Annotated in this window: 17 protein-coding genes and 3 tRNA genes; 8 read left to right on the top strand and 12 right to left on the bottom strand. The window is 49.3% G+C overall.

What is annotated here, in order from left to right:
• Positions 1-47: 47 nt before the first annotated feature.
• The 5 genes from AC1RVX_RS19790 to AC1RVX_RS19770 all read left to right on the top strand — a co-directional run bounded on the left by AC1RVX_RS19790 (position 48) and on the right by AC1RVX_RS19770 (position 8,493).
• A complete protein-coding gene (locus AC1RVX_RS19790) occupies positions 48-2,813 on the top strand; it encodes an exo-rhamnogalacturonan lyase family protein (protein ID WP_493218320.1) in 2,766 nt (921 codons plus the stop codon).
• Between the two features lie 230 nt (positions 2,814-3,043).
• Entirely contained in the window at positions 3,044-5,356 is a 2,313-nt protein-coding gene (locus AC1RVX_RS19785) for a TonB-dependent receptor domain-containing protein (RefSeq protein ID WP_493218319.1), read from the top strand.
• A 239-nt stretch (positions 5,357-5,595) separates the two neighbouring features.
• Positions 5,596-6,822, top strand: a complete 1,227-nt coding sequence (locus AC1RVX_RS19780) for a rhamnogalacturonan acetylesterase (RefSeq protein ID WP_493218318.1) — start codon at positions 5,596-5,598, stop codon at positions 6,820-6,822.
• A 60-nt stretch (positions 6,823-6,882) separates the two neighbouring features.
• Positions 6,883-7,752 carry a rhamnogalacturonan acetylesterase gene (locus AC1RVX_RS19775; protein WP_493218317.1) on the top strand — a complete coding sequence of 290 codons (870 nt, stop codon included), beginning with the start codon at positions 6,883-6,885 and terminating at the stop codon, positions 7,750-7,752.
• Positions 7,753-7,791: 39 nt separating this feature from the next.
• Complete coding sequence (locus tag AC1RVX_RS19770; protein WP_493218316.1) at positions 7,792-8,493, top strand: GDSL-type esterase/lipase family protein; 702 nt, start codon at positions 7,792-7,794, stop codon at positions 8,491-8,493.
• A gap of 45 nt (positions 8,494-8,538) precedes the next feature.
• On the opposite strand, the gene AC1RVX_RS19765 is transcribed toward AC1RVX_RS19770, so the two are convergent.
• From AC1RVX_RS19765 to AC1RVX_RS19740, 6 genes are all read right to left on the bottom strand, one after another.
• Positions 8,539-9,021 carry an RrF2 family transcriptional regulator gene (locus AC1RVX_RS19765; protein ID WP_493218315.1) on the bottom strand — a complete coding sequence of 161 codons (483 nt, stop codon included), beginning with the start codon at positions 9,019-9,021 and terminating at the stop codon, positions 8,539-8,541.
• Between the two features lie 118 nt (positions 9,022-9,139).
• Positions 9,140-10,357 carry an NO-inducible flavohemoprotein gene (hmpA, locus tag AC1RVX_RS19760; protein WP_493218314.1) on the bottom strand — a complete coding sequence of 406 codons (1,218 nt, stop codon included), beginning with the start codon at positions 10,355-10,357 and terminating at the stop codon, positions 9,140-9,142.
• 212 nt (positions 10,358-10,569) lie between these two features.
• Positions 10,570-11,130, bottom strand: a complete 561-nt coding sequence (locus AC1RVX_RS19755) for an HNH endonuclease (protein ID WP_493218313.1) — start codon at positions 11,128-11,130, stop codon at positions 10,570-10,572.
• 435 nt (positions 11,131-11,565) lie between these two features.
• Positions 11,566-11,639: transfer RNA gene (locus AC1RVX_RS19750), tRNA-Cys, on the bottom strand.
• Between the two features lie 73 nt (positions 11,640-11,712).
• Positions 11,713-11,949 carry a hypothetical protein gene (locus AC1RVX_RS19745; protein WP_493218312.1) on the bottom strand — a complete coding sequence of 79 codons (237 nt, stop codon included), beginning with the start codon at positions 11,947-11,949 and terminating at the stop codon, positions 11,713-11,715.
• 89 nt (positions 11,950-12,038) lie between these two features.
• Positions 12,039-12,122 (bottom strand) — tRNA-Tyr (locus tag AC1RVX_RS19740).
• Between the two features lie 580 nt (positions 12,123-12,702).
• Here AC1RVX_RS19740 and AC1RVX_RS19735 point away from each other — a divergent pair.
• Positions 12,703-12,870, top strand: coding sequence for a hypothetical protein (locus AC1RVX_RS19735; RefSeq protein ID WP_493218311.1), 168 nt, complete (start codon positions 12,703-12,705; stop codon positions 12,868-12,870).
• Between the two features lie 209 nt (positions 12,871-13,079).
• On the opposite strand, the gene AC1RVX_RS19730 is transcribed toward AC1RVX_RS19735, so the two are convergent.
• Positions 13,080-14,030 carry a helix-turn-helix transcriptional regulator gene (locus tag AC1RVX_RS19730; protein WP_493218310.1) on the bottom strand — a complete coding sequence of 317 codons (951 nt, stop codon included), beginning with the start codon at positions 14,028-14,030 and terminating at the stop codon, positions 13,080-13,082.
• 106 nt (positions 14,031-14,136) lie between these two features.
• Here AC1RVX_RS19730 and AC1RVX_RS19725 point away from each other — a divergent pair, with 106 nt between their 5' ends.
• A complete protein-coding gene (locus tag AC1RVX_RS19725) occupies positions 14,137-14,622 on the top strand; it encodes a DUF1579 domain-containing protein (RefSeq protein ID WP_493218309.1) in 486 nt (161 codons plus the stop codon).
• Positions 14,623-14,738: 116 nt separating this feature from the next.
• Positions 14,739-15,341 (top strand): glutathione S-transferase family protein, encoded by a 603-nt coding sequence (locus AC1RVX_RS19720; protein ID WP_493218308.1) that lies wholly within the window; start codon positions 14,739-14,741, stop codon positions 15,339-15,341.
• Positions 15,342-15,587: 246 nt separating this feature from the next.
• On the opposite strand, the gene lon is transcribed toward AC1RVX_RS19720, so the two are convergent.
• The 5 genes from lon to AC1RVX_RS19695 all read right to left on the bottom strand — a co-directional run bounded on the left by lon (position 15,588) and on the right by AC1RVX_RS19695 (position 21,880).
• A complete protein-coding gene (gene lon / locus AC1RVX_RS19715) occupies positions 15,588-17,996 on the bottom strand; it encodes an endopeptidase La (RefSeq protein ID WP_493218307.1) in 2,409 nt (802 codons plus the stop codon).
• Positions 17,997-18,248: 252 nt separating this feature from the next.
• Complete coding sequence (gene clpX / locus AC1RVX_RS19710) at positions 18,249-19,514, bottom strand: ATP-dependent Clp protease ATP-binding subunit ClpX (protein WP_493218306.1); 1,266 nt, start codon at positions 19,512-19,514, stop codon at positions 18,249-18,251.
• 258 nt (positions 19,515-19,772) lie between these two features.
• The gene (clpP, locus tag AC1RVX_RS19705; RefSeq protein ID WP_305258513.1) at positions 19,773-20,399 is read right to left on the bottom strand and encodes an ATP-dependent Clp endopeptidase proteolytic subunit ClpP; all 627 of its coding nucleotides are present in this window, start codon (positions 20,397-20,399) and stop codon (positions 19,773-19,775) included.
• Positions 20,400-20,415: 16 nt separating this feature from the next.
• The gene (tig, locus tag AC1RVX_RS19700) at positions 20,416-21,765 is read right to left on the bottom strand and encodes a trigger factor (protein ID WP_493218305.1); all 1,350 of its coding nucleotides are present in this window, start codon (positions 21,763-21,765) and stop codon (positions 20,416-20,418) included.
• A gap of 28 nt (positions 21,766-21,793) precedes the next feature.
• A tRNA-Leu gene (locus AC1RVX_RS19695) sits at positions 21,794-21,880 on the bottom strand.
• Positions 21,881-22,151 lie beyond the last annotated feature (271 nt).

Here is a 22,151-nt window from a genome sequence, read left to right as displayed (position 1 = left end):
GACAAACGAAAATACCGATCTCTATCAGACATACAAAGAAACGAGCAATGTTTAAATTAACGCGTCGCAGTTTTATCAAAACAACCGCAGCTACTGCACTGGCCAGTCAAATACCTTCCCTGCAGGCGCAGCATTTGTCAGCGGGTGATACAGGTACAACAGTAAAAGCAGATGAGTTCATACGCCTGAACTGGCTGGAAGCCAAAACCCCGCAGATACTGACAGGTACGACAGTGGGTGTCCCCTGGCCGCGCGGCAAGGTCGCCAAAAATCAGCAATTTCAATTGATCAATCAGGATGGCAAAGACTTGCCCACCCAGAGCTGGCCCTTGGCATACTGGCCCGATGGTTCTTTGAAATGGACCGCACATGCCGTCGCCGCAGGTGTCAGCCTTGGTTCAGAATTACAGATCAAGCCTATAGCAAAGACTACCCTGCCCTCTGAAAAAATCGTCAGCGTCAGACCAAGCAAAGACGGGTATCTGATAGATACGGGTGTAATGGTATGCGACGTCGCCAATCAGGGCACACAATTCATTCGCAGCGTACAGCGTGATGGTAAAGACATTATGCGCAACGGCCATCTGGTGCTCATCAGCGACGATCAGCCGGATGGCGAAAATGGCACTACCCGTCAGCACAATTACGTCAGCAATATCAACCAGGTCAGCCTTGAACAAAATGGCCCGGTGCGTGCCGTGCTGAAGGTAGAAGGCATGCACAAGGACGCTAACCGTGCCTGGCTGCCTTTCGTGGTCAGGCTGTATTTCTACGCTGGGGCGGATACGATACGCGTCATGCACAGCTTTGTATATGATGGCGATGAACAGCGCGACTTCTTGCGCGGCATAGGTTTGCGCTTCGATGTCGTCATGCGTGACGCAATGTATGACAGACATGTGCGCTTTGCCGGTGAAAATACAGGCTTGTGGGCAGAAGGCGTACGGAACATGACCGGCCTGCGCCGTGACCCCGGTCCGGCAGTACGCAATGCCCAACTGGCAGGTTTGGCCTGCCCACCATTGACACAGTTCCCGGACGTGATACAACGTCTGATTCACTTGGTGCCAGCATGGGGCGACTACACCCTTTCACAACAATCAGCAGACGGCTTCAAGATACGCAAGCGCACCAAGTCGGGTTATGGCTGGGTGGAAGCAGCCTGGGGGCACAGATCACCCGGCACCGGTTATATAGGCGGCATCAGTGGCGGTGTCGCTTTTGGCTTGCGCGATTTCTGGCAACGCCATCCGACCCAACTGGATATCCGCCAGGCGCATACCGATACAGCCCAGGTCACTGTCTGGATGTGGTCGCCCGATGCCCCGGCCATGGACCTGCGTTTTTATCATGATGGCATGGGTATGGAAACCCATGACCAGGAACGCGAAGGCCTGGAAATTACCTACGAAGATTATGAAAAAGGATTTGGCAGCCCCATGGGTGTGGCTCGCAGCAGCGAAATCACCTTGTGGGTATGCGCCGCCACCCCTTCAAGGGAAAAGCTGGTGCAGTTTGCCGACGCCATACAGACGCCGCCACAACTGGTGGCAAAGCCTGGTCATTTCCTGGCAACCGGCGTATTTGGCGGACTATGGAGCTTGCCTGATCGCTCACATCCGGTAAAAGCAGCGATCGAAGACCAGCTTGATTTCCGCTTTAATTTTTACAGGGAACAGGTTGAACAACGCCATTGGTATGGCTTCTGGGATTTTGGTGATATCCGCCACAGCTATGATATTGACCGCCATGAATGGCGTTACGATGTCGGCGGTTTTTCCTGGGATAATTCTGAACTCTCACCTGATCTGTGGCTTTGGTATTCGTTCTTGCGCACCGGGCGGGCAGACATTTTCCGTTTTGCCGAAGCCATGGTTCGTCATACCAGCGAAGTCGATACACATCATCTGGGCCAATTTGCCGGATTGGGTTCACGTCACAATGTCCAGCATTGGGGTTGCAGCGCAAAACAATTGCGCATCAGCGCCGCCGTGTATCGCCGCTTTTATTATTACCTGACTGCAGATGAACGCATAGGCGACATCATGCATTCACTGATAGATGCAGACAAAAAACTGGAAACGACGGATCCGGCACGCAAACTCAAACCCAAGGAAGATGTCAGCAAGATCAAGGCGCATGCCGGCTTTGGCACAGACTGGGGTTCACTCGCCGGTAACTGGCTGACCGAATGGGAACGCAGCGGTGACATCAAATACCGCAACAAGATATTGACAGGCATGCGCGATATTGCGGGAATGCCCCACGGCTTCTTCAATGGCAATAGTTTTGCCTATGATGCTGACACAAGCCATCTGATCAACGTCATCGGCAACCGCGCATCAGCCACCCATTTGAATGCTGTCTTTGGTGCGGTAGAAATCTTTGCAGAACTGGTGACCCTGACAGACGAACCCAAATTCGTGCAGGCGTGGCTGCAGTATTGTGAACTCTTTAACGCTGACAAACAGGAACAGATCAAGGCGCTGGGCATGCCGCATGGTGCAACTAATGCCTTGCGTAATGGCCATTCCAGGCTCACTGCCTACGTCGCCTGGAAAAATAAAAATCCGGTACTGGCGCAACGCGCGTGGCGTGAGTTCTTTGGTGGCCGTGGTGCACCAGGCCCAATACTGAAGACTGTCCGCATTCAAGGCGTCAACAGCCTGAATCCTGTTGATGAACTGCCGTGGATCAGTACCAACGATACCGCTCAGTGGGGATTGGCAGCAATACAGAATCTGGCCCTGATTGGTGACTACATCCCCTCCATGGAGGATCTGAAAAAAATAGATTCGTCCGACAATGAATAAACACTGCAAACGAGCCTGATCACAACAAACCGATACAAACCAGGTTGAACCACATGCAAATTTATACGTCCTAGTGTAGGTAATTTCGCACATTGATGTTCAACTAAACCCAAATCATGACTACACACCGTAAAATTAAATGTACAACAGCTGTAACGCAACTTGTCCGTCATAGTGGCAAGACAACGCGAAACCTGGTACTTGGTGTGTTGATCGCAGAAGTTTTTTGCATGGGCCAAACTGCCTCTGCCCAAACCCCGGACAAACCCATTGCACCGGCCACACCCGTTACGCCAGCTCAAGCAGGCAATTCAACGACGCCAGTCAAACCTGCTGAAACCAAGCCGGAAGAAACAGACAATAAGGCGGGTACAGTCAGTAAAGCTGAGACAAAATCTGCTACACCTGATGCAGCATCTAACAGCAGCGCTGAACCACCGTCAGTGACAGTACAGGGGGAACGCCCCAGCAACCGCATTGACCGCCAGGTGTACGATGTAAAATCAGATGTTGCCAGTACCAATGGCACAGCCGCCGATGCACTCAACAATGTCCCATCGGTATCTGTTGATCCGGACGGTACGGTCAGTCTGCGCGGCAGCACCAAAGTGCAAATCCTGATTGATGGAAAACCATCTGCCATGATGCAGGGTGATAACCGTGGCGCGTCACTCAATGCCATGCCATCGCATGACATTGAATCGGTGGAAGTCATCAATAACCCCGGCGCGCAATTTGGTAACGAAGGTGGCGGCGGCCCCATCATTAATCTGGTCATGCGACGTAATCGCCAACCCGGTGGTTTTGGTGTTGTCAACGCCAATGGCGGTTCTGCAGGTCGCTACAACAGTGCCGTATCCGGCAGCTACCATGAGGGCCCGTTTGGCATACAGGGCGGTGTCAACTTCCGCCATGATGGCAGAAATTCGATAGGTGATTCCGTCCGCGCCCTCACTAATCCTGATCAGCACAGCACGCAAACGTCCAGTTCTGCCGGTCTGAATAATTCTTCTGGCGTCAATGCTGCGATCACATACAACGTCGGCACCAAGGACACGCTGGCTGCCAATTTTTCCTATGGCAGACGCAACAATGACAACAAATCGACAGATCATTACCTGAACTTTGGCCAAATCAATAATGACTACGTGCGTTCAACACAGCGCGGTGGCGAAAGCACCAACTACAGCTGGGGTGGGCGCTATGACCACAAGGGTGATATCAACGGCGAAATCATGCGGGTGGACCTGCGCGTCTCGGGGTCGGACAATGCCAGTTCCAACGCGTATTCCAACGTGTATGCAATCAATCCCGCCTCTTTTCCCGATGTACACAGCAAGCAAAATAATGCCAACAACATCAAGATCGTTGACTTTACCGGTGACTATGAACGTCCCGATGATCAGGGTCTGTTAAAAATGGGCTACAAAATAGCCAACAACAAAAGCGAATTTGATACCAGCTTTTTTAATATTGACCCATTCAGTAACGTCGCCACTCTCAATCCGTTAAGAACCAATAGCTATAACCTCGATGAAGCCAATATTGCCCTGTATGGCTCGTATCAATTGCGCCTGAATGAAAAATGGGGTGTGCTGGCAGGTTTGAGAACTGAATATACGCACATCGACATCCAGCAACTGACGGCCCAGATTGAAGCCACCAACCACTACATCAACTATATTCCCAGCTTCTTTGCCAGCTACAAGGCCAGTGACGACACTACCATACGCTTCAGTTATGCCCACCGCATACGGCGCGCCAATGCCAATGAACTCAATCCTTTCGTTGTCTATCGCGATGACTTCAATGAATCAAGTGGTAATCCCAAATTAAAGCCGGCACAGACAGATTCTTTTGAACTGGCCTATGAAACCAGGGTCGTCGGGCTGGATATGAATATCCGCGGTTACTATCGCACAGAAAGCGACAGTATTTTGCAGCGCCAAATCCCCATTAGCAGCACTGTAGTACGGACAACGTTGGAAAACGGTGGCGGCAACCACTCCAGCGGCATCGAGTTCACACTCAGCGGCAAAGTAACGCCCAAGCTTTCTATCAATACCAGCGGCAACCTCTTGTTTATCGAACAAAAAATCCTGACTTCAAGCGGCCCAAGAATCTTGAATGCAGTTGGCCAGGAAATCCTGACTACAAACGGTCAGGAAATCACACGTAGGGCATCATCCTTAAGCCTGCGTGGGCGTTTCAATTACCAGTTGACCGAACAGGATCAGTTGCAAGTCAGCCTGAATGCCCAAGGAAAAACCTTGTCTGGGGAAGGATACCGTCAGCCCAATTCCACTGCCAATTTCAGCTTGCGTCATACGATTACACCCAGCCTGAATCTGGTATTGAATGTTACTGACATATTCAATTCCAATAAAATCGAAACAATCATTGATACAGACACACTCAAAGAACGCAATATCCGTCGCTATGATGGTCGCCTGATTTATGTCGGCCTTTCGTATCGCTTTGGCGGCTTTACTCCGGGTGGATCCGGCAATAACCGTCCAGAAATGCGTCGCCCGCCGGCCTGACAATCATGACGTATATTTGCTATAGCACAACAACCAACACCCCGCCGATCATTGTCACAGATAGGTTTCATTGAACCGTGCAAAACCAATTATCCCTGCCAATCACAGACTTGATTGTTTGTCAGTGCGACACACTTTGCTACCTGGCTGTCCTAAAATTCCTGAATAATTTGTATGCTGTTTTATAGCCGCACCCACTTCTCTTACCTTGCCCAATGAAAAAATTCCCGATATTCAGCGTGTTTGTTTTTCTAAGCAGTATCGTATTCAGCAATACACTTTACGCGCAAACCTATTCATTTGATTTCAGCGCAAAGCCCACAGAAAAATCCAAGTCTGTGAAACCGGATGTCGTCTATTCGGCAGAAACCGGATATGGCTTTGAAAATGGTGGACAGGTCCGTGCTACCAGTAACGGCGTCAGCTCTTCCAAACCTTTCCTGTTTTCTGTCGCCGTACCAGAAGGTAATTATCGCGTTAGACTCACGCTGGGTGACACCGATGACGTATCCGAAACCACGGTCAAGGCCGAGACCCGTCGCCTGATGCTGGAGAAAATCAAAACCCAAAAAGGCGAACGTATAGAAAAAAGCTTCGTCGTCAATGTGCGTCGCCCGGGCATTGCTGGCGGTGGCGAAGTAAAATTGAAGCCACGCGAAACCGGGGAAGAACAATTTACCTGGGATAACAAGCTGACATTGGAATTCAACGGCTCACGCCCCAGTGTAGATGCCATCGATATCGAACGCGTGGAAAACCTGCCTACCCTGTACTTGCTGGGCGACTCTACTGTCACCGATCAACCGGGCGAACCCTACGCCAGTTGGGGGCAGATGTTGCCACGTTTTTTCTCATCGGATGTCAGTGTCGCCAATTATGCGCAATCTGGCGAATCACTGTCCTCATCTAAATCAGCTCGCCGTCTGGACAAAGTACTCAGCCTTGTCAAACCTGACGACTATGTGTTCATTCAATTTGGGCACAATGACATGAAAGTGGTGGATGTAGCAACTTACAAAAATAATCTGAAAAGCTATACTGCGGCCCTGGCCGAAAAACATGCACAGGTCATTTTGGTCACCCAGGTACAGCGTCGCACGTTTGAAGGTACGACCATCAGCAATTCACACAAAGGCTACCCGGATGCGGTACGTGAAGTAGCCAAAGAAGAAGGCTTGCCCCTGATCGATCTGCATGCCATGAGCAAAGTCTTCTATGAAGCCCTGGGGCCAGAAAAATCCTTGCTGGCATTTAAGCCCGGCGACGGTACGCATCACAATGCCTACGGTGCCTATGAACTGGCGAAATGCATAGCCCAAGGTATACGCCTGGCCAAACTACCGCTGGCAAAATCCATCCTTGCTGAGGTTGACAGTTTTGATCCTGCCAAACCCGATGCGCCAGAATCATTTTCCATCCCTGCCAGCCCGGCCATTGTCATCGTCAAAAAACCCGATGGCAGTTAAGGCTTTTATGCTGAACTATATCTATACATTTGCTGCAACATTGCTGACACAGAGGCTTTCATGAACATGACTAAAACATCTTTCTTTTCCTGGCGCAAGGCTGTACAGTTTTTACTCTTCTTTGCTGCGGCGGGCCTGGCTTCAGCACAAGCCACCAAAGAAGACGACAGGCCAGTCGTTGACGAAAGCAAGCAGGCAACCGTCAAACAGGCGATTGATCCCAAACTACCCTCTTTCTTTATCGTCGGCGACTCCACTGCCCGTAGTGACGCCCCCATGCGTGGCTGGGCAGATGAAATAGCACCTTACTTTGATCTGAGCAAGATCAATGTCATCAACCGCGCCATAGGTGGCCGCAGCAGCCGCACTTATATACAGGAAGGCCGCTGGGACAAAGTGCTGGGTGAAATGAAAGCCGGCGATTTCGTGCTGGTACAATTTGGACACAATGATGTCGGCCCACTGGATGCCAGGGGCAAGTTCCGGGGCAGCATACGCAGCGCAGGCGAAGAAACCGAAAATATCACCAAACCAGATGGTAGCGTCGAAATCGTACACAGCTACGGCTGGTATTTGAAGAAGTACATACAGGACGCCAGAGCCAAGGGTATTTCTGTCATCCTTGCTACACCAGTACCGCACAAAGATTGGGCGAATGATTTTGCTGAACACCGCAAGCTTGCAAGTGCTGTTGCCAAAGAAACGCAAGTGCCCCTGATTGATGTCACCTTGATCACAGGTAAAACCTATGACGCTCTGGGCAAAGAAAAAGTGGAAACCCTGTTTAGCGACCAGCGTACCCACACCAATATTGCTGGCGCCAGAATCAATGCAGAATCTGTCGTGGCTGGCATCAAGGGTTTACCCAAAAACGGCTTGAACAATTATCTGTCGCTCAAGGCAGGCGTCATATCGCCACAAGCAGAGTAAAACTTTTTTTGACGAACTTCATTCATCTACGAGCACATCATGAAACGCTTTCTTTTGTCTGCTCTTCTGGTCACATCTCTTTGCAATGCGCAAGTAAGCACAGCACCGGCCAAACAAACAACCACGGTTGCCAGTGATCAGAACTACAGTCCCAGAATCAATTACCAAATCTATTTCAATGACTATATAACACTGAGAAAAAATCGCCCCGCCGACCTGATTTTCATTGGCGACTCCATCACCGAGCAATGGCGTTGGGGTGCCGGTTCGCCGGTATGGAAACAGCATTTTGAAGAGCGTGCCATCGACTTTGGACTTGGTTCTGACAAGACACAACATACCATATGGCGCCTTGAAAACATCGACTTGTCCGCATTCACCCCCAAAGCAGCCGTGATACTGATAGGCACCAACAATTGGCAGGATACGCCGGAAGACATAGCCGACGGCGTCAAAGCAGTAATTGCCGCCACCCAGAAAAAATTCTCAGGCATCAAAATTGTCTTGCTGAGTATTTTACCCAATGCACGTGCAACAGAAAAAATGGCGACAGTGAATGGTTTGCTGGCTCCGCTGGCTGACCAAAAAGATATTTTCTATCTCAACCTGGCAGAAAAATTTCCGCCCGCTGGCGATAACTGGAAAGGCTTAAGCAAAGACAAACTGCACCTGTCTGCAGAAGGTTATGAAGTATGGGCGAGCGAACTGGAAGCAATTCTTCCTACCGTATTGGCTAGGTAGTCAAGCACAATTCAGGTGATGCAGACGTGGCATCACCTGCAAGTTTCAGTCACGCTTTATCTGCGCATCACGCCCGATTTGTGAGCGATCTACAAAACCCAATTTGTGCAGCATTACTATAGCCTCATGCGTGTTGCCAGCCACCGCATCAGCCAGTGTATGAGTATCCAGATGGGTATAAAAGACTGACAATGCCTGATCCAGTATGCTCTTTAATTGACAATTGCCACGTAACTCGCATGGCGGACTTGCGCAATCAATCAAGGCGCTCTCCCCTTCCAGTTCCCGTATGGTGGTACCAAGGCGATAATTTTTTGCGGACTGTGCCAACACCATGCCACCCCCTTTGCCCCTGGTGGTTATGATCCAGTTTTTTTGCGCCATAAAATGCACCACCTTGACCAGATGATTACGCGAAATGGCAAACTTGGTCGCAATTTCGGTAATCGTCACAGGCTCTTCCCTTTCCTTATGGCTCAAGTACATCAACACGCGCAAGCCAAGGTCGGTAAAGTGGGTCAGTTGCATAAAAATATCTCGAATCAGGAGGTAGGTCGCATGATAATACAGTTGCCAAAATTATTGAAAGATAAGCCTGAGGTATTGACGCCACATAAACAGGGTGCTGATATGGCGTCAATTCCATTTATTGCGCAAAGCCACCACTACCAAAAGCTTCCTTGTGAATGCGGTCTGCAGAAACACCCAGTGCATGCAAGCTGGCAATTTGCGCCTGCATGAAGGGACGTGGGCCGCAAACATAGTAGTCGGCCTCTGGCAAGATCACGTCAGCAGCAACCGTCTCCAGATTCAGGCGACCGCTGTGATCAAAGTCCACTGATGGCTGATCTTTTGCTCTCGGTGTTTCATAGTAAATCACGGATTTGACGTGGGCATGCTGCCCCGTCAGCTCGCGTACATGCTGTTTGAATGCGTGTACACCGCCGTGCCGGCAAGCATGCAAAAAGCGGACTTGTCGTGATGTCTTGTTATGCAGCAGGTGTTCCAGCATTGCCATCTTGGGTGTTACACCAACACCGGCACTGATCAGCACGACAGGAGTATCACGGTCTTCATGCAAGACATAATCGCCCATGGGTGGTGCCACATCCAGCAAAGCACCCTCTTGCAAGTCCCGGTGCAAGACATTGGATACCAAGCCAGCCGGTTTATCTGCCATTTCACTTTCGCGTTTGACAGAAATACGCAGGCATTCACCACCCGGCGCTGCTGACAAGCTGTATTGGCGCGGCTGCATGATGCCCAGTTCTGGCACGAACACCTTGACCGAAATATACTGCCCAGGCCGATAGGTCGGCACCTTGCCGCCATCTGCCGGTCGCAGGTAAAAAGAGGTAATTTCTTCACTTTCTGCAATTTTTTTGCTGATAACAAAGGTGCGCCAGCCCGTCCAGCCTCCTGGCGTGCTTGCTGCCTGCGCGTAGATGGCGGCTTCCTGGGCGATCAATATGTCAGCAAGTTGCCCATATGCGGCGGCCCAGGCGGCGATCAGTTCATCCGAGGCTGCATTCCCAAGCACTTCCTTGATTGATGCCAGCAGATGCTTGCCAACGATAGGATAGTGTTCTGCCCTGATACCGACACTGACATGCTTGTTCGCTACCAGCGTCAACACAGGCATGAGTACGGTGGGATTATCAATGTGCTCTGCATAGGCCAATACGGCCATCGCCAGCGCCTGCTGCTGACTGCCAGATTGCTGGTTACCCTGGTTAAAGACAGGCTTTAGTTCTGGATTATGTTCAAACATGCGTGCGTAGAAGTGACGCGTCAGGGTAACGCCATGTTCTTTCAAAACCGGGACTGTAGCTTTCACCAGCTCACGAGTGGAAATATCTAACATGATGCCTCATAAAAAGTATATTTAATGTAAATGCATCCAATTTAATGTATTTAATATACATGTTTAAGAAAAAAACAATTGGATGAAACAAGGAAGGAACCTTCTTTTAAAGTTCCTTAGTCGGATCATAATCCATTTAACATGTATTTACAATACATGTTAAATGGATTCTTTTCTGCTTATTGGTACCATATCGGGAGTATGCCGCCCCATTACAGCAGGCGGCTATGACGTGGCAATTTGGCTGTCAGATAATCCAGCTGATCGGCTATCACGTTTCTACCACTCAAAATGAAGTGTTCAAAACGACAAGGTGCATAAGGCACATAAATCAAAGGTCTGAAGTCATGCACCAGTTTGCTACCCTTGTTTTGATTGCATATCCGGCACGCAGTGACACAATTTTCCCATACATCCCTACCCCCACGTGAACGAGCAAGTACGTGATCACGCGACAGCTCATGGTAAGGAAATTTTTCACCGCAATAAGCGCAAATATATTTGTCACGCGCATATAACAGACGGTTACCATCGCCAAGGGGAATTTGATGTCGGCTATTCTTCGACATCCGTTCACTATTACGTATGGAAATGATGGGACGGACGACAATTTTTGACTGTTCGCCATCCTTGTTATAACCCCCACGCAGCATCAATACCTGATCGCCAATATCCCACGCCACTTTTTTGGCAGCATAATGGGTCGCTGCATCATTTTGACTGATCCAGTCGTATGGTATTCCTGCTATGTCCAATACCAGTATTTGTTGCATACATCACCTGTTTCTTTGGGATGTTTTCAATTTGGGAAGACGGGGGTGGTAATTACATTGTAGCGACTAATTGCCATCACCGTATAAAGCTTTTCAGTTCAGGTTTTGCCTTTGTCGGCCAAGGATAAATCCCGGTTGCGTCCGGGGTCATGCAGAATAAACTTTCGATTCTCATGACTGCTTGTAGCAAGGTATTAGCAGGCCCTCGCTATCTATCTGTGATAACTGAAAGCGGGCCTAAACCTTGCAAAAACTCACTCCAACTTTTCTTCACAAGTTGGAGGAATACAAAATGGCGCAGCGCTCACCATTCAAGGTGACAACAAACAAAAATCGTGAGGTATTTTCATTTGTCTTACGCCGCATAAATGATCGCCGACAAATAGATCGGCCTTGTAATAAATTCGTGCTCTGTCAGGAGCACTTTTGATAAAGAGCCCGGTGCCGGATTCGAACCGGCGAACAACAGTTTTGCAGGCTGCGCCTTTTGACCACTCAGGCAACCAGGCAAACACCTTTTGTTGATAAAATGCGCTCCATATCCGCGTTTGATATTGCAGCATCAACTCAGAGCTAACAAGCTTACAGTCTGCGTTTTTTCCACGCATAGCTGGAATCTGTTTCGGCTACGCCGGCACGGCCAACTGAGTCGGGGTTTTCCGACGACATGGTGATATGGCATATCGCCAAACCATTGCGCTGCTTTGCGCGCAAGGCTTCTGCGAAATGCAATGCCTTCGTCATTTCATCGCGGCCAAACTCCCTGGAGCAGGCCAATCGTTGACCATCAAAAACGATGGTCCAGTAAATCGTAAACATAAATTTTCTTCTTTTATTTTTATTCTAATTTTCTTAAAAATCAGCACTCCTCCTGACTCTTCCTTGAGAATCAGTACGAAAAATACTGATGGTGGATCGCCCAGGAATCGAACCTGGCCAGCCTAAGCAACTGTTTTACAGACAGCCCCGCGTCCATAGCGGAATATCAATCCATTTCTTGCTGGATGACACAACGTCATCCTTATATTGGCAGCATGGCTACGTGCCATGCGCCCATTGAGATGTCTTCTTTATTCATGATCCAGTTACATGGATCATGAATAAAGATTTCATCATTACATCTTCCCAAATTGTTAAAGAATCCCGTGTTATCCGGTGTTTTCCGGCACGACCGCCTTAGAACCAGTTTACGATCTGTAGCGAGCGTGCGTTAGCGAGGTGAAGAGCAGCGCAAAAAGCGGAATGTACTCTAGTACATGAGCATTTTGAGCAGCACATGAGCCTCGCATGGACTCCAATTGCGCACGCGCAGTAAGATCGGAAACAGGTTCTTACGGCGGGTTCTATTGCTGAGTCTTTGTCAGCGCAAGCTGAACTAAAGACAGTTAAAAACTAAAAACCAAGAAAAAAGCCCAGTGCTTTTCAGGCATCCGGGCTTTTCAGCTTTTGTATCATGAAGCGGGCATTTGCCTGCCTCCATAATGTCAAGGGTTCCCCCCTCGGATGTCAATCATACGTGTCCAGTAATAGCCATAATCTTGATAGCCATGCTCGCAAGAGCCCGCAAAAAATGTGAGAGAACAGCCAGCATCAGACGAAGCTTGCGTATCAGATATCGCAGAAACCGACGTCGCGTTTTTTACCGCATTAATCGCACTGACGGAAATCAAACTGGCCAGCCAATTCTGCAACGGCCCGCCCCGCGCCAAGGGGCGCGAGTTCGATAAAGATGCTGGTTGAGAAGTGGTTTTCACAATCATTTCCGTTCAGTTTGAAAAGTGTTATTTGTTTCAGCGATTAAATCTTGCCACATACCTTTTCAAGTAGCAAGCCTTTTATGAATATTTTCTTCATTTAATGAAGATTTATTATTAAATAAGACGATTTTTATCACCTTGTTGTGCACTTACATATATCAATGCAGGCTATTACCAGTCCATTTTTTGCATCTAAGCCTTTGTCAAACGCCTGACCAGCGCCCTCATCTCCAGGCGCAACTGTTGCGGTTTGTGAATCACAAATTCAAATGGCAAGGCCGCCAATTGCCGCGCAAACCAGTTCAGATCATCCGACTGGTTATGCAGCAACACGCCTTCACTGCTTTGCTCCAGCACACCAATCGCATCAGACAAATAGTCACCCGCTGTCTGCATATCCGTTTTCAGCAATACCTCGGCGCTGAATGCACGCGGTATTGTCGCCACGGCCTTGCGCAGATGCTGCACCACATTAAACCTCGCTGGACGTGCAAAGTGCACGCCCAAAACATGTACCTGCAACACACGGTCAAGCCGGAAGCTGCGTACATCTTTTCGCAAATGACAAAACCCGACGGCATACCAAAAACCCGCATGAAACGCCAGGCCGTAGGCATCAAAATCCCTGTCACTACCAATACCGTCAGCGGCGCGATATTGCAGATGTACCCTCAACTTCTGCATGGCAGCTTCACTCAAACTGCCAAGCACCAATTTGTCAGCTGGCGTTGCAGAAGGTGCCAGATCGAGTTGCACCATCTCTTCCATCGCCTGCAGTTTAAGTTTCAACTTGTCGGGCAACAGTCGCTGCAACTTGGCCAGGCTGCTGGTAATTGCCGGTGCTGCATCTACCAGGCTTAATCTGCGTGCTGCCATTAAACCTATTGCCAGCGCCAATGCCTCATCTTCACTAAACATCATCGGCGGCAATTTAAAACCTGGCATCAATGCATAACCACCATAACGACCACGCTCAGTCATGACAGGTATCCCCATTTCTTCCAGGGTGACGATATACCGGCGCAAGCTACGTCTGTCTATACCCAGCATTGCAGCCAGCTCAGCACCACCAAGGCGACCATGTACCTGCAATAGCTCAAGTACAGCCAGTACACGTGTGGTTGGATGGTAAATGGAAGACATGCTGCAAGTATAGACATTAATTAGGATCAATTCCGTCCTATATAAACAATAAGATGCTGACAGGTGCTAATCCGGCACCGCAATACCACACCATCAAAGGAACATCATGGACAAGTCGACCAGCACTACAGGTGCAGCAGATTTCGATTTTTTTATAGGTAACTGGAAGGTAAAACACCGTCGTCTAAAAGACAGGCTGGTTAATTGCCAGGACTGGCAGGAATTTACCGGCACCACATCCACCATCAAAATCCTGGGTGGCACAGGTAATTTTGATGACAACCAGCTCGATATGCCAGACACCCCATACCGCGCCGCGACCCTGCGCAGCTATGATGCAGCCAGTGGTACCTGGTCCATCTGGTGGCTGGATGCCCGCTATCCCGGCCACCTCGATACACCGATGCGCGGTCAGTTTCAAAACGGAGTCGGTACATTCTATGCCGACGACACTTTCGCTGGCCAAGCGATACGCGTACGCTTTTTATGGACCATGCCCAAGACCGACGCGCCACGCTGGGAGCAGGCATTTTCCATCGATGGCGGCAACACGTGGGAGACCAATTGGGTCATGGATTTCGAACGCCGGTGAAAATCACCACACAATAAAATGATGACACACCGCTGTATATTCACATTCAGCTATGCATAAAAAAACACCGCTGATACATGCCAACGTACACCAACGCAGAAAAGCAGGGTCCCAACATGAAATTATTTGGAAGCAGCAATTCAGGTCATACATTCAAGGTCAGATCATTTCTGCTCTTGTCCGGCATACCGCACGAATATCAATGGATAGACCTTGCCATCCCTAGACACCAACGACCAGCTGATTTCGTCGCTGCCAGTAAATTTGGTGAGGTACCGGTGTTGCTGGACAACGGGCAAGCACTCTGCCAGTCAAATGCCATCCTCATCTATCTGGCGCAACGGCACAAACAGTTTTGCGGACGCAATGAGCATGACTGGCAATCCATACTGGAATGGCTAAGCTGGGAAACCAATCGCATAGGTTTCAGCGTACCCAACCTGCGCTACGCCCTGCTATGGGAAAAACAGCCCCCAGAAGTATTGCATTACCTGCGTCAGCGTGCGCTGACCGATTTACAAACCTTAGATAAAACTCTCACAGACAAACAATTTTTGCTGTCATCCGGCCCTAGTATCGCCGACCTCAGCTGTTCCGCCTACCTGCACTGGCTGTCGCAAATCGAGGTGACTACAACTGATTTCCCGCACACACAACGATGGCTTTCCGCCATTCAAGCCCTGCCAGGATGGCTGCATCCGGATGTGGCACTAGAGTGATCAACAGCGATTAACAGCTTCACACTGAACGGACAAACTTGCAGATTGAAACTTGAAAACTTTGGTGACAGGTGTTCATCGAAAATCTGCCTTTTACTTCAAAAACACAACTCAGGTGGAATGTTGTAGAGCAACCCAACACTGACCAGTGTGCGAAAACAAAAAAGCGCCTGATTAAAAAATCAGGCGCTTTTCTTTGTTTGCCACCAAAGCTTGTCAGACGTTTACCGACAAGCCCTAACCAGTCTAGTGTTTTACCACCGTCGTATCCACCGGTGTCTCTGGTGTTGCTGCAGCAGCCACTGGTGTTGGCTCATCAACCAAAGGAACAGGCTGGGTTTCCAGCGCGATTTCCAGGACTTTGTCTATCCAACGGACCGGGATGATCTCCAGTTTGTTTTTGACGTTATCCGGGATCTCTGCCAGATCCTTGGCGTTTTCTTCTGGTATCAACACGGTTTTGATACCACCGCGATGCGCAGCCAGCAGTTTCTCTTTCAAGCCACCGATAGGCAATACTTCGCCACGCAGTGTGATCTCGCCTGTCATGGCGACATCAGCACGAACCGGGATGCCGGTGAACACGGATACCAGCGCCGTAGTCATGGCGATACCTGCGGACGGGCCGTCTTTCGGTGTTGCACCTTCAGGCACGTGGATATGGATGTCACTCTTCTCGAACACATCCGCCTTGATACCCAGACGCTTGGCGCGACTGCGTACCACGGTGCGGGCTGCCTCGATGGATTCTTTCATGACATCACCCAGAGTACCTGTACGGATGACACCACCTTTGCCAGGCATCGCAACGGCTTCTATGGTCAGCAAATCGCCGCCCACTTCAGTCCAGGCCAAACCAACTACCTGACCAATCTGGTTGTCTTTGACAGCGACGCCAAAGTCGTAGCGACGCACACCCAGGTATTTATCCAGATTCTTGGAATTGACCGTGGCTTTTTTCTCGGTCTTTTTCAGCAAGAGCATTTTCACGACCTTGCGGCAAATCTTGGAGATTTCTCTTTCCAGCGAACGCACACCGGCTTCACGCGTGTAATAACGAATGATGTCGCGCAAGGCACTTTCTGCAACGGTAATTTCGCCTTCTTTCAAACCATTGTTCTTGATTTGCTTGGGCAACAAATAGCGTTGGGCAATGCTTGTCTTTTCATCTTCGGTATAACCCGACAGACGAATGACTTCCATCCGGTCCAGCAAAGCTGGCGGGATATTGTAGGAATTGGATGTCGCTACAAACATCACGTCGGACAGATCAAAATCGACTTCGATGTAATGATCGGAGAACGTGTGATTTTGCTCAGGGTCCAATACCTCCAGCAAGGCAGACGAAGGATCGCCACGGAAGTCGGCACCCATCTTGTCCACTTCATCCAGCAGGAACAATGGATTACGCACACCGACTTTGGACAGGCTTTGCAAAATCTTGCCTGGCATGGAACCGATGTAAGTACGACGGTGACCACGGATTTCAGCCTCGTCACGCACACCACCCAAGGCCATGCGCACAAACTTGCGATTCGTGGCACGGGCAATGGATTGCCCCAGCGAAGTCTTACCGACGCCTGGAGGACCAACCAAGCACAGGATAGGCGCTTTCAGCTTGTCGACGCGTTGCTGTACTGCAAGATATTCCAGGATGCGCTCTTTGACCTTATCGAGGCCAAAGTGTTCGTCTTCCAATACTTTTTCAGCATTCGTCAAATCATTATTGACCTTGGATTTTTTCTTCCATGGCAGATTAACGATGGTGTCGATGTAATTGCGGACAACAGTAGCTTCAGCCGACATCGGCGACATCATTTTGAGTTTTTTCAACTCATTCTGTGCCTTGTCACGCGCTTCTTTAGGCATTTTGGCGGCCAGGATTTTTTTCTCCAGCTCGTCAATGTCAGCGCCCTCTTCACCTTCACCCAATTCTTTCTGGATGGCTTTGACTTGTTCATTGAGGTAGTACTCGCGCTGGGATTTCTCCATCTGGCGCTTGACGCGACCACGGATACGTTTTTCTACCTGCAGGATGTCGAGTTCGCCTTCCAGTTGCCCCAGCAAATGTTCAAGACGCTTGGAGACACTGAAAATTTCCAGGATGACCTGCTTTTGTTCCAGCTTCAATGGAAGATGGGCAGCAATGGTATCAGCCAGGCGACCAGCATCATCAATGCCGGACAAGGATGCCAGAATTTCTGGAGGGATTTTTTTGTTCAGTTTGACGTATTGATCAAACTGTTGAACGATGGCGCGACGCATCGCCTCCACTTCAGATTCATCACCTTCATCCAGAGCGACGGGCGTCAGGTCTGCGAAAAAGTGCGATTCGGAATCATGGATCTTGTGAATGCGCGCACGCTGAGCGCCTTCGACCAGCACCTTGACGGTACCGTCTGGCAACTTCAGCATTTGCAGGATATTGGCAATACAGCCAATTTCATAAATATCATCTGCCGAAGGTTCATCCTTGGCAGCAGCTTTCTGGGCGGCAAGCATAATGCTCTTGCCCTGATCCATGGCAGCTTCCAGGGCTTTGATGGATTTTGGGCGCCCCACAAACAGAGGAATCACCATGTGCGGGAATACAACAACATCACGCAGTGGCAACAACGGCAGTTGGGTTTGTTCGGTTATCAGAGTAGTCGTCATGGCGCACCTTTCATAAATACTGGTTAACAATGTTGGCGCACTGGGCGGAAACACAAGCCCATCTTGGAAAAAAACAATAAAAAAGCCACACAGAGAGCTTCCCCGGGTAGCTTTACGATTGAAGCTGTCATTGTTTTCTTAAATCATTGTACTTCGAATCAAATTAAAACAAAGAAATAAAGCGTAAGAAATCAATAAAAAATGGGGAGTTGCCTCCCCATTAAGTTTCTACTGTTGCATCACGCAGGTGATTCAGGCACCGGCAACCTTGGGCTGCTCGTGGTAAATCAACAGCGGTTTCGCGCCATTGGTGATGGTATTTTCATCAATGACCACTTTCTCCACGTTCTGATGGCTAGGCAAGTCATACATGACATCCAGCAAAGCGTGCTCCAGGATGGAACGCAAGCCACGGGCACCTGTCTTGCGGGCGATCGCTTTCTTGGCAATCGCTTGCAGGGCTGCAGGACGAATTTCCAGCTCTGTGCCTTCCATCTCCAGCAATTTTGCATATTGCTTGATCAGGGCGTTTTTAGGTTCAACCAGAATTTGTATCAGTGCTGCTTCGTCCAGTTCATTCAGTGTGGCAATGACGGGCAGACGGCCTACCAGTTCAGGGATCAGGCCAAACTTGATCAGATCTTGTGGTTCAGCATCTTGCATAACGTCGCTGGCGCTCTTTTCTGACTGGCTCTTGACGCTGGCAGAGAAACCGATGCCACTGCGCTCAGAACGGTCGGAAATGATCTTGGCGAGGCCATCAAACGCACCACCGCAGATAAACATGATGTTGGTGGTGTCAATCTGAATGAAATCCTGATTTGGATGCTTACGACCACCCTGTGGTGGCACCGACGCCATGGTACCCTCTACCAGTTTCAGCAAGGCTTGTTGCACACCTTCACCAGACACATCACGGGTAATCGAAGGGTTGTCAGATTTACGAGAAATCTTGTCAATCTCATCGATATAAACGATCCCTTTTTGCGCACGTTCGACTTCATAGTTGCAGTTTTGCAGCAACTTTTGAATGATGTTTTCAACGTCTTCACCAACATAACCAGCTTCGGTCAGCGTAGTTGCATCGGCGATCACGAAAGGCACATTCAGCATGCGTGCCAGTGTTTGCGCCAGCAGTGTCTTACCTGAGCCGGTTGGGCCTACCAGCAAGATATTACTCTTGGCCAGTTCGACATCATCTTTCTTGCCAAGGTGCTTCAGACGCTTGTAATGGTTGTATACCGCTACCGCCAGAATACGCTTGGCGTTAAGCTGACCAATGACGTACTGATCCAGCAAATCAGTGATTTCCTGTGGCGTGGGCAATTCAGTCTTTGCACTGGCAATGTTATCAATTTCGGACACTTCGTCACGAATGATGTCATTGCACAGATCGATGCACTCATCGCAAATAAATACGGATGGCCCTGCTATTAGTTTCTTAACCTCATGCTGACTCTTGCCGCAAAACGAGCAATAGAGCAACTTTTCTCCGCTGGAGGATTTTTTATCGGGCATGATACGTATATAAAATAAACAAAATTAATCCATGAAACCAATGGCCGGCTGCACAGTCAGACTAACAAGAAATGACTGCAACCTACTCCAAGCTTCTTCCGTACGCATATTACCTGCAAAAACGGCTTTCGTCATGGCATCCGTATATTGCGGTTGAATTACAGTTGAATTGCAATTGAACTCACGCAGACATTATAAAACAGAATAAAAAAACGCCCGGACCAACGAGGAGCGGGCGTTTTATTTTTTGTATACTGCTTACGCGCGATGTGCCAACACCTTATCGATCAGGCCATATTCCGCCGCTGCATCAGCAGACATGAAATTGTCACGATCTGTATCTTTGGCAATTTGCTCCAGGCTGCGACCGGTTTTTTCAGCCAGAATACCATTCAGACGCTCACGCAGATACAAAATCTCGCGTGCCTGGATTTCAATATCAGAAGCCTGACCTTGAGCACCACCCAGAGGCTGATGAATCATGATACGTGAATTTGGCAGAGAAAACCGCTTGCCCTTGGCACCGGCTGCCAGCAAAAAGGCACCCATGGACGCTGCCAGACCAGTACACAGCGTCGATACATCAGGCTTGATGAACTGCATGGTGTCATAAATCGCCATACCTGCAGATACCGAACCACCTGGGGAGTTGATGTAAAGCGAAATATCCTTATCTGGATTTTCGCTTTCCAAAAACAGCAATTGTGCAACGATGAGGTTGGCAGCCTGGTCATTCACCGGGCCAACCAGAAAAATCACACGTTCCTTGAGCAGACGGGAATAGATGTCGTATGCACGCTCACCTCTACCGCTCTGCTCAATCACCATAGGCACCATGCCCAGCATATTTGTGTCCAGTGCCGAATTACGGATGATGCCTGTCATGTGATTTCCTTTTTGCTTACGCTTGTGCGTTGTTACCCATCAATTCGTCGAAAGGCAGAACCTTGTCTGTGACTTTCGCTTTTCCCAGGACATAGTTAACGACGTTTTCTTCTAATACAAGGGCTTCGACTTCAGCCAGACGGTTGCGATCGCTAAAATAATACTTAACGACTTGCTGTGGGTCTTCATAGCTTTGAGCGAAATCTTCAACTTGCGCCTTGATTTGCTCAGTTGTTGCCTGCAGGTTGTTGGCCTTGACCAGTTCAGCCAGGATCAAACCCAGACGTACGCGACGCTCTGCCTGAGCAGCAAACAGTTCAGTAGGGAATGGTACATCTTTAACGTTCATACCGCGTTGCGCCATGTCCTGGCGTGTCATTTCTGCCAGACGTTCGCCATCCTGGGCAACCAGGCTCTTAGGTACATCAAATTCAACTGCCTTGACCAGTGCGTCCATGACGCTTTCTTTGGTCTTGGATTTAACACGACCGCGTACTTCACGTTCCAGGTTTTCTTTGATGTCAGTACGCATTTTCACCAGGTCACCATCTTCCACGCCCAGCATTTTTGCAAATTCGGAATCTACTTCAGGCATGTGCGCCCATTCCAGCTTTTTCAAGGTAATGGTGAATTCCGCTGTTTTACCGGCAACATCTTTGCCATGGTAATCTTCAGGGAAAGCCAATGGGAAAGTCTTGGATTCGCCAACTTTCAAACCGATGGTCGCCGTTTCAAACTCAGGCAACATGCGGCCCTCGCCCAGAACGAAGTTGAAGTCATTTGCCTTGCCGCCATCAAATTCAACGCCGTCGATCTTGCCAACGAAATCGACTGTAGCACGATCGCCACTTTGTGCAGACTGCTCTGCACCGCCGTCGCCATGCGCGCCCTGCTCACCTTTTACGTGGAAATGCACGCGCTGTTTGCGCAGGATGTCGATGGTCTTGTCGATTTCAACATCAGTCACTTCAGACTTGACTTGTTCCACTTCAGCAACAGACAAATCACCGATAGTGATTTCTGGATAAATTTCAAATGTGGCATCAAATGCCAAACTGCCTTCGGCAACATCAGCACCGGATTTTGGTTCTATGCTTGGGTAGCCGGCAACGCGCAATTTATTTTCATTGGCGGCAACAGAGAAAGCCTGACCGACCTTGTCGTTCAGCACTTCTGTTTCGACTTGATAGCCGTACTGGGCAGCGACCATTTTCATCGGCACTTTACCAGGACGGAAGCCAGGCGCTTTTGCTGTACGTGCACGCACTTTCAAACGCTTTTCAACTTCCGATTGCACGTCAGCGATCGGGAAAGAAATCGTTAAACGGCGTTCCAATTTATCTAAAGTTTCGACTGCAGTTGCCATGAAAATCGTCCAAATAGTAAAAATTCTGTGGTGCGAGGAGGGGGACTCGAACCCCCACACCATTGCTGGCGTCAGGACCTAAACCTGGTGCGTCTACCAATTTCGCCATCCTCGCGGGATGTTTATGTTGCAAACCGGCCAAGTATCAGAACACGAGATATGTCCTGCACCGCCGGTACAAAAGCAAAGGGCGACCCGAAATTCAAGCGTCGCCCAAAACTGATGTATGTGGCATTACAACTCCAGCCCGATATTCTACTGGATTTTATTCGGCCGTGCCTTATTTTTTTAAATACAGCCAAAAACCCTTCAAGCCCCCTGCCCGCCCGTTCACAAACGAAAAAACCCTTGCCTGCATATAAATACAGACAAGGGCTTTTTCGTTG

Source organism: Undibacterium sp. GW821-FHT11B02, assembly GCF_058808955.1.
This window is presented reverse-complemented; position numbering and strand designations above follow the sequence as displayed.

What these genes read in the sequence shown, in the direction of transcription:
- AC1RVX_RS19790 (WP_493218320.1), top strand. Translation starts at nt 48, where the DNA reads ATGTTTAAATTAACGCGTCGCAGTTTTATCAAAACAACCGCAGCTACT.
- AC1RVX_RS19785 (WP_493218319.1), top strand. Translation starts at nt 3,044, where the DNA reads ATGGGCCAAACTGCCTCTGCCCAAACCCCGGACAAACCCATTGCACCG.
- AC1RVX_RS19775 (WP_493218317.1), top strand. Translation starts at nt 6,883, where the DNA reads ATGAACATGACTAAAACATCTTTCTTTTCCTGGCGCAAGGCTGTACAG.
- AC1RVX_RS19770 (WP_493218316.1), top strand. Translation starts at nt 7,792, where the DNA reads ATGAAACGCTTTCTTTTGTCTGCTCTTCTGGTCACATCTCTTTGCAAT.
- AC1RVX_RS19765 (WP_493218315.1), bottom strand. Translation starts at nt 9,021, where the DNA reads ATGCAACTGACCCACTTTACCGACCTTGGCTTGCGCGTGTTGATGTAC.
- hmpA (WP_493218314.1), bottom strand. Translation starts at nt 10,357, where the DNA reads ATGTTAGATATTTCCACTCGTGAGCTGGTGAAAGCTACAGTCCCGGTT.
- AC1RVX_RS19755 (WP_493218313.1), bottom strand. Translation starts at nt 11,130, where the DNA reads ATGCAACAAATACTGGTATTGGACATAGCAGGAATACCATACGACTGG.
- AC1RVX_RS19745 (WP_493218312.1), bottom strand. Translation starts at nt 11,949, where the DNA reads ATGTTTACGATTTACTGGACCATCGTTTTTGATGGTCAACGATTGGCC.
- AC1RVX_RS19730 (WP_493218310.1), bottom strand. Translation starts at nt 14,030, where the DNA reads ATGTCTTCCATTTACCATCCAACCACACGTGTACTGGCTGTACTTGAG.
- AC1RVX_RS19725 (WP_493218309.1), top strand. Translation starts at nt 14,137, where the DNA reads ATGGACAAGTCGACCAGCACTACAGGTGCAGCAGATTTCGATTTTTTT.
- AC1RVX_RS19720 (WP_493218308.1), top strand. Translation starts at nt 14,739, where the DNA reads ATGAAATTATTTGGAAGCAGCAATTCAGGTCATACATTCAAGGTCAGA.
- lon (WP_493218307.1), bottom strand. Translation starts at nt 17,996, where the DNA reads ATGACGACTACTCTGATAACCGAACAAACCCAACTGCCGTTGTTGCCA.
- clpX (WP_493218306.1), bottom strand. Translation starts at nt 19,514, where the DNA reads ATGCCCGATAAAAAATCCTCCAGCGGAGAAAAGTTGCTCTATTGCTCG.
- clpP (WP_305258513.1), bottom strand. Translation starts at nt 20,399, where the DNA reads ATGACAGGCATCATCCGTAATTCGGCACTGGACACAAATATGCTGGGC.
- tig (WP_493218305.1), bottom strand. Translation starts at nt 21,765, where the DNA reads ATGGCAACTGCAGTCGAAACTTTAGATAAATTGGAACGCCGTTTAACG.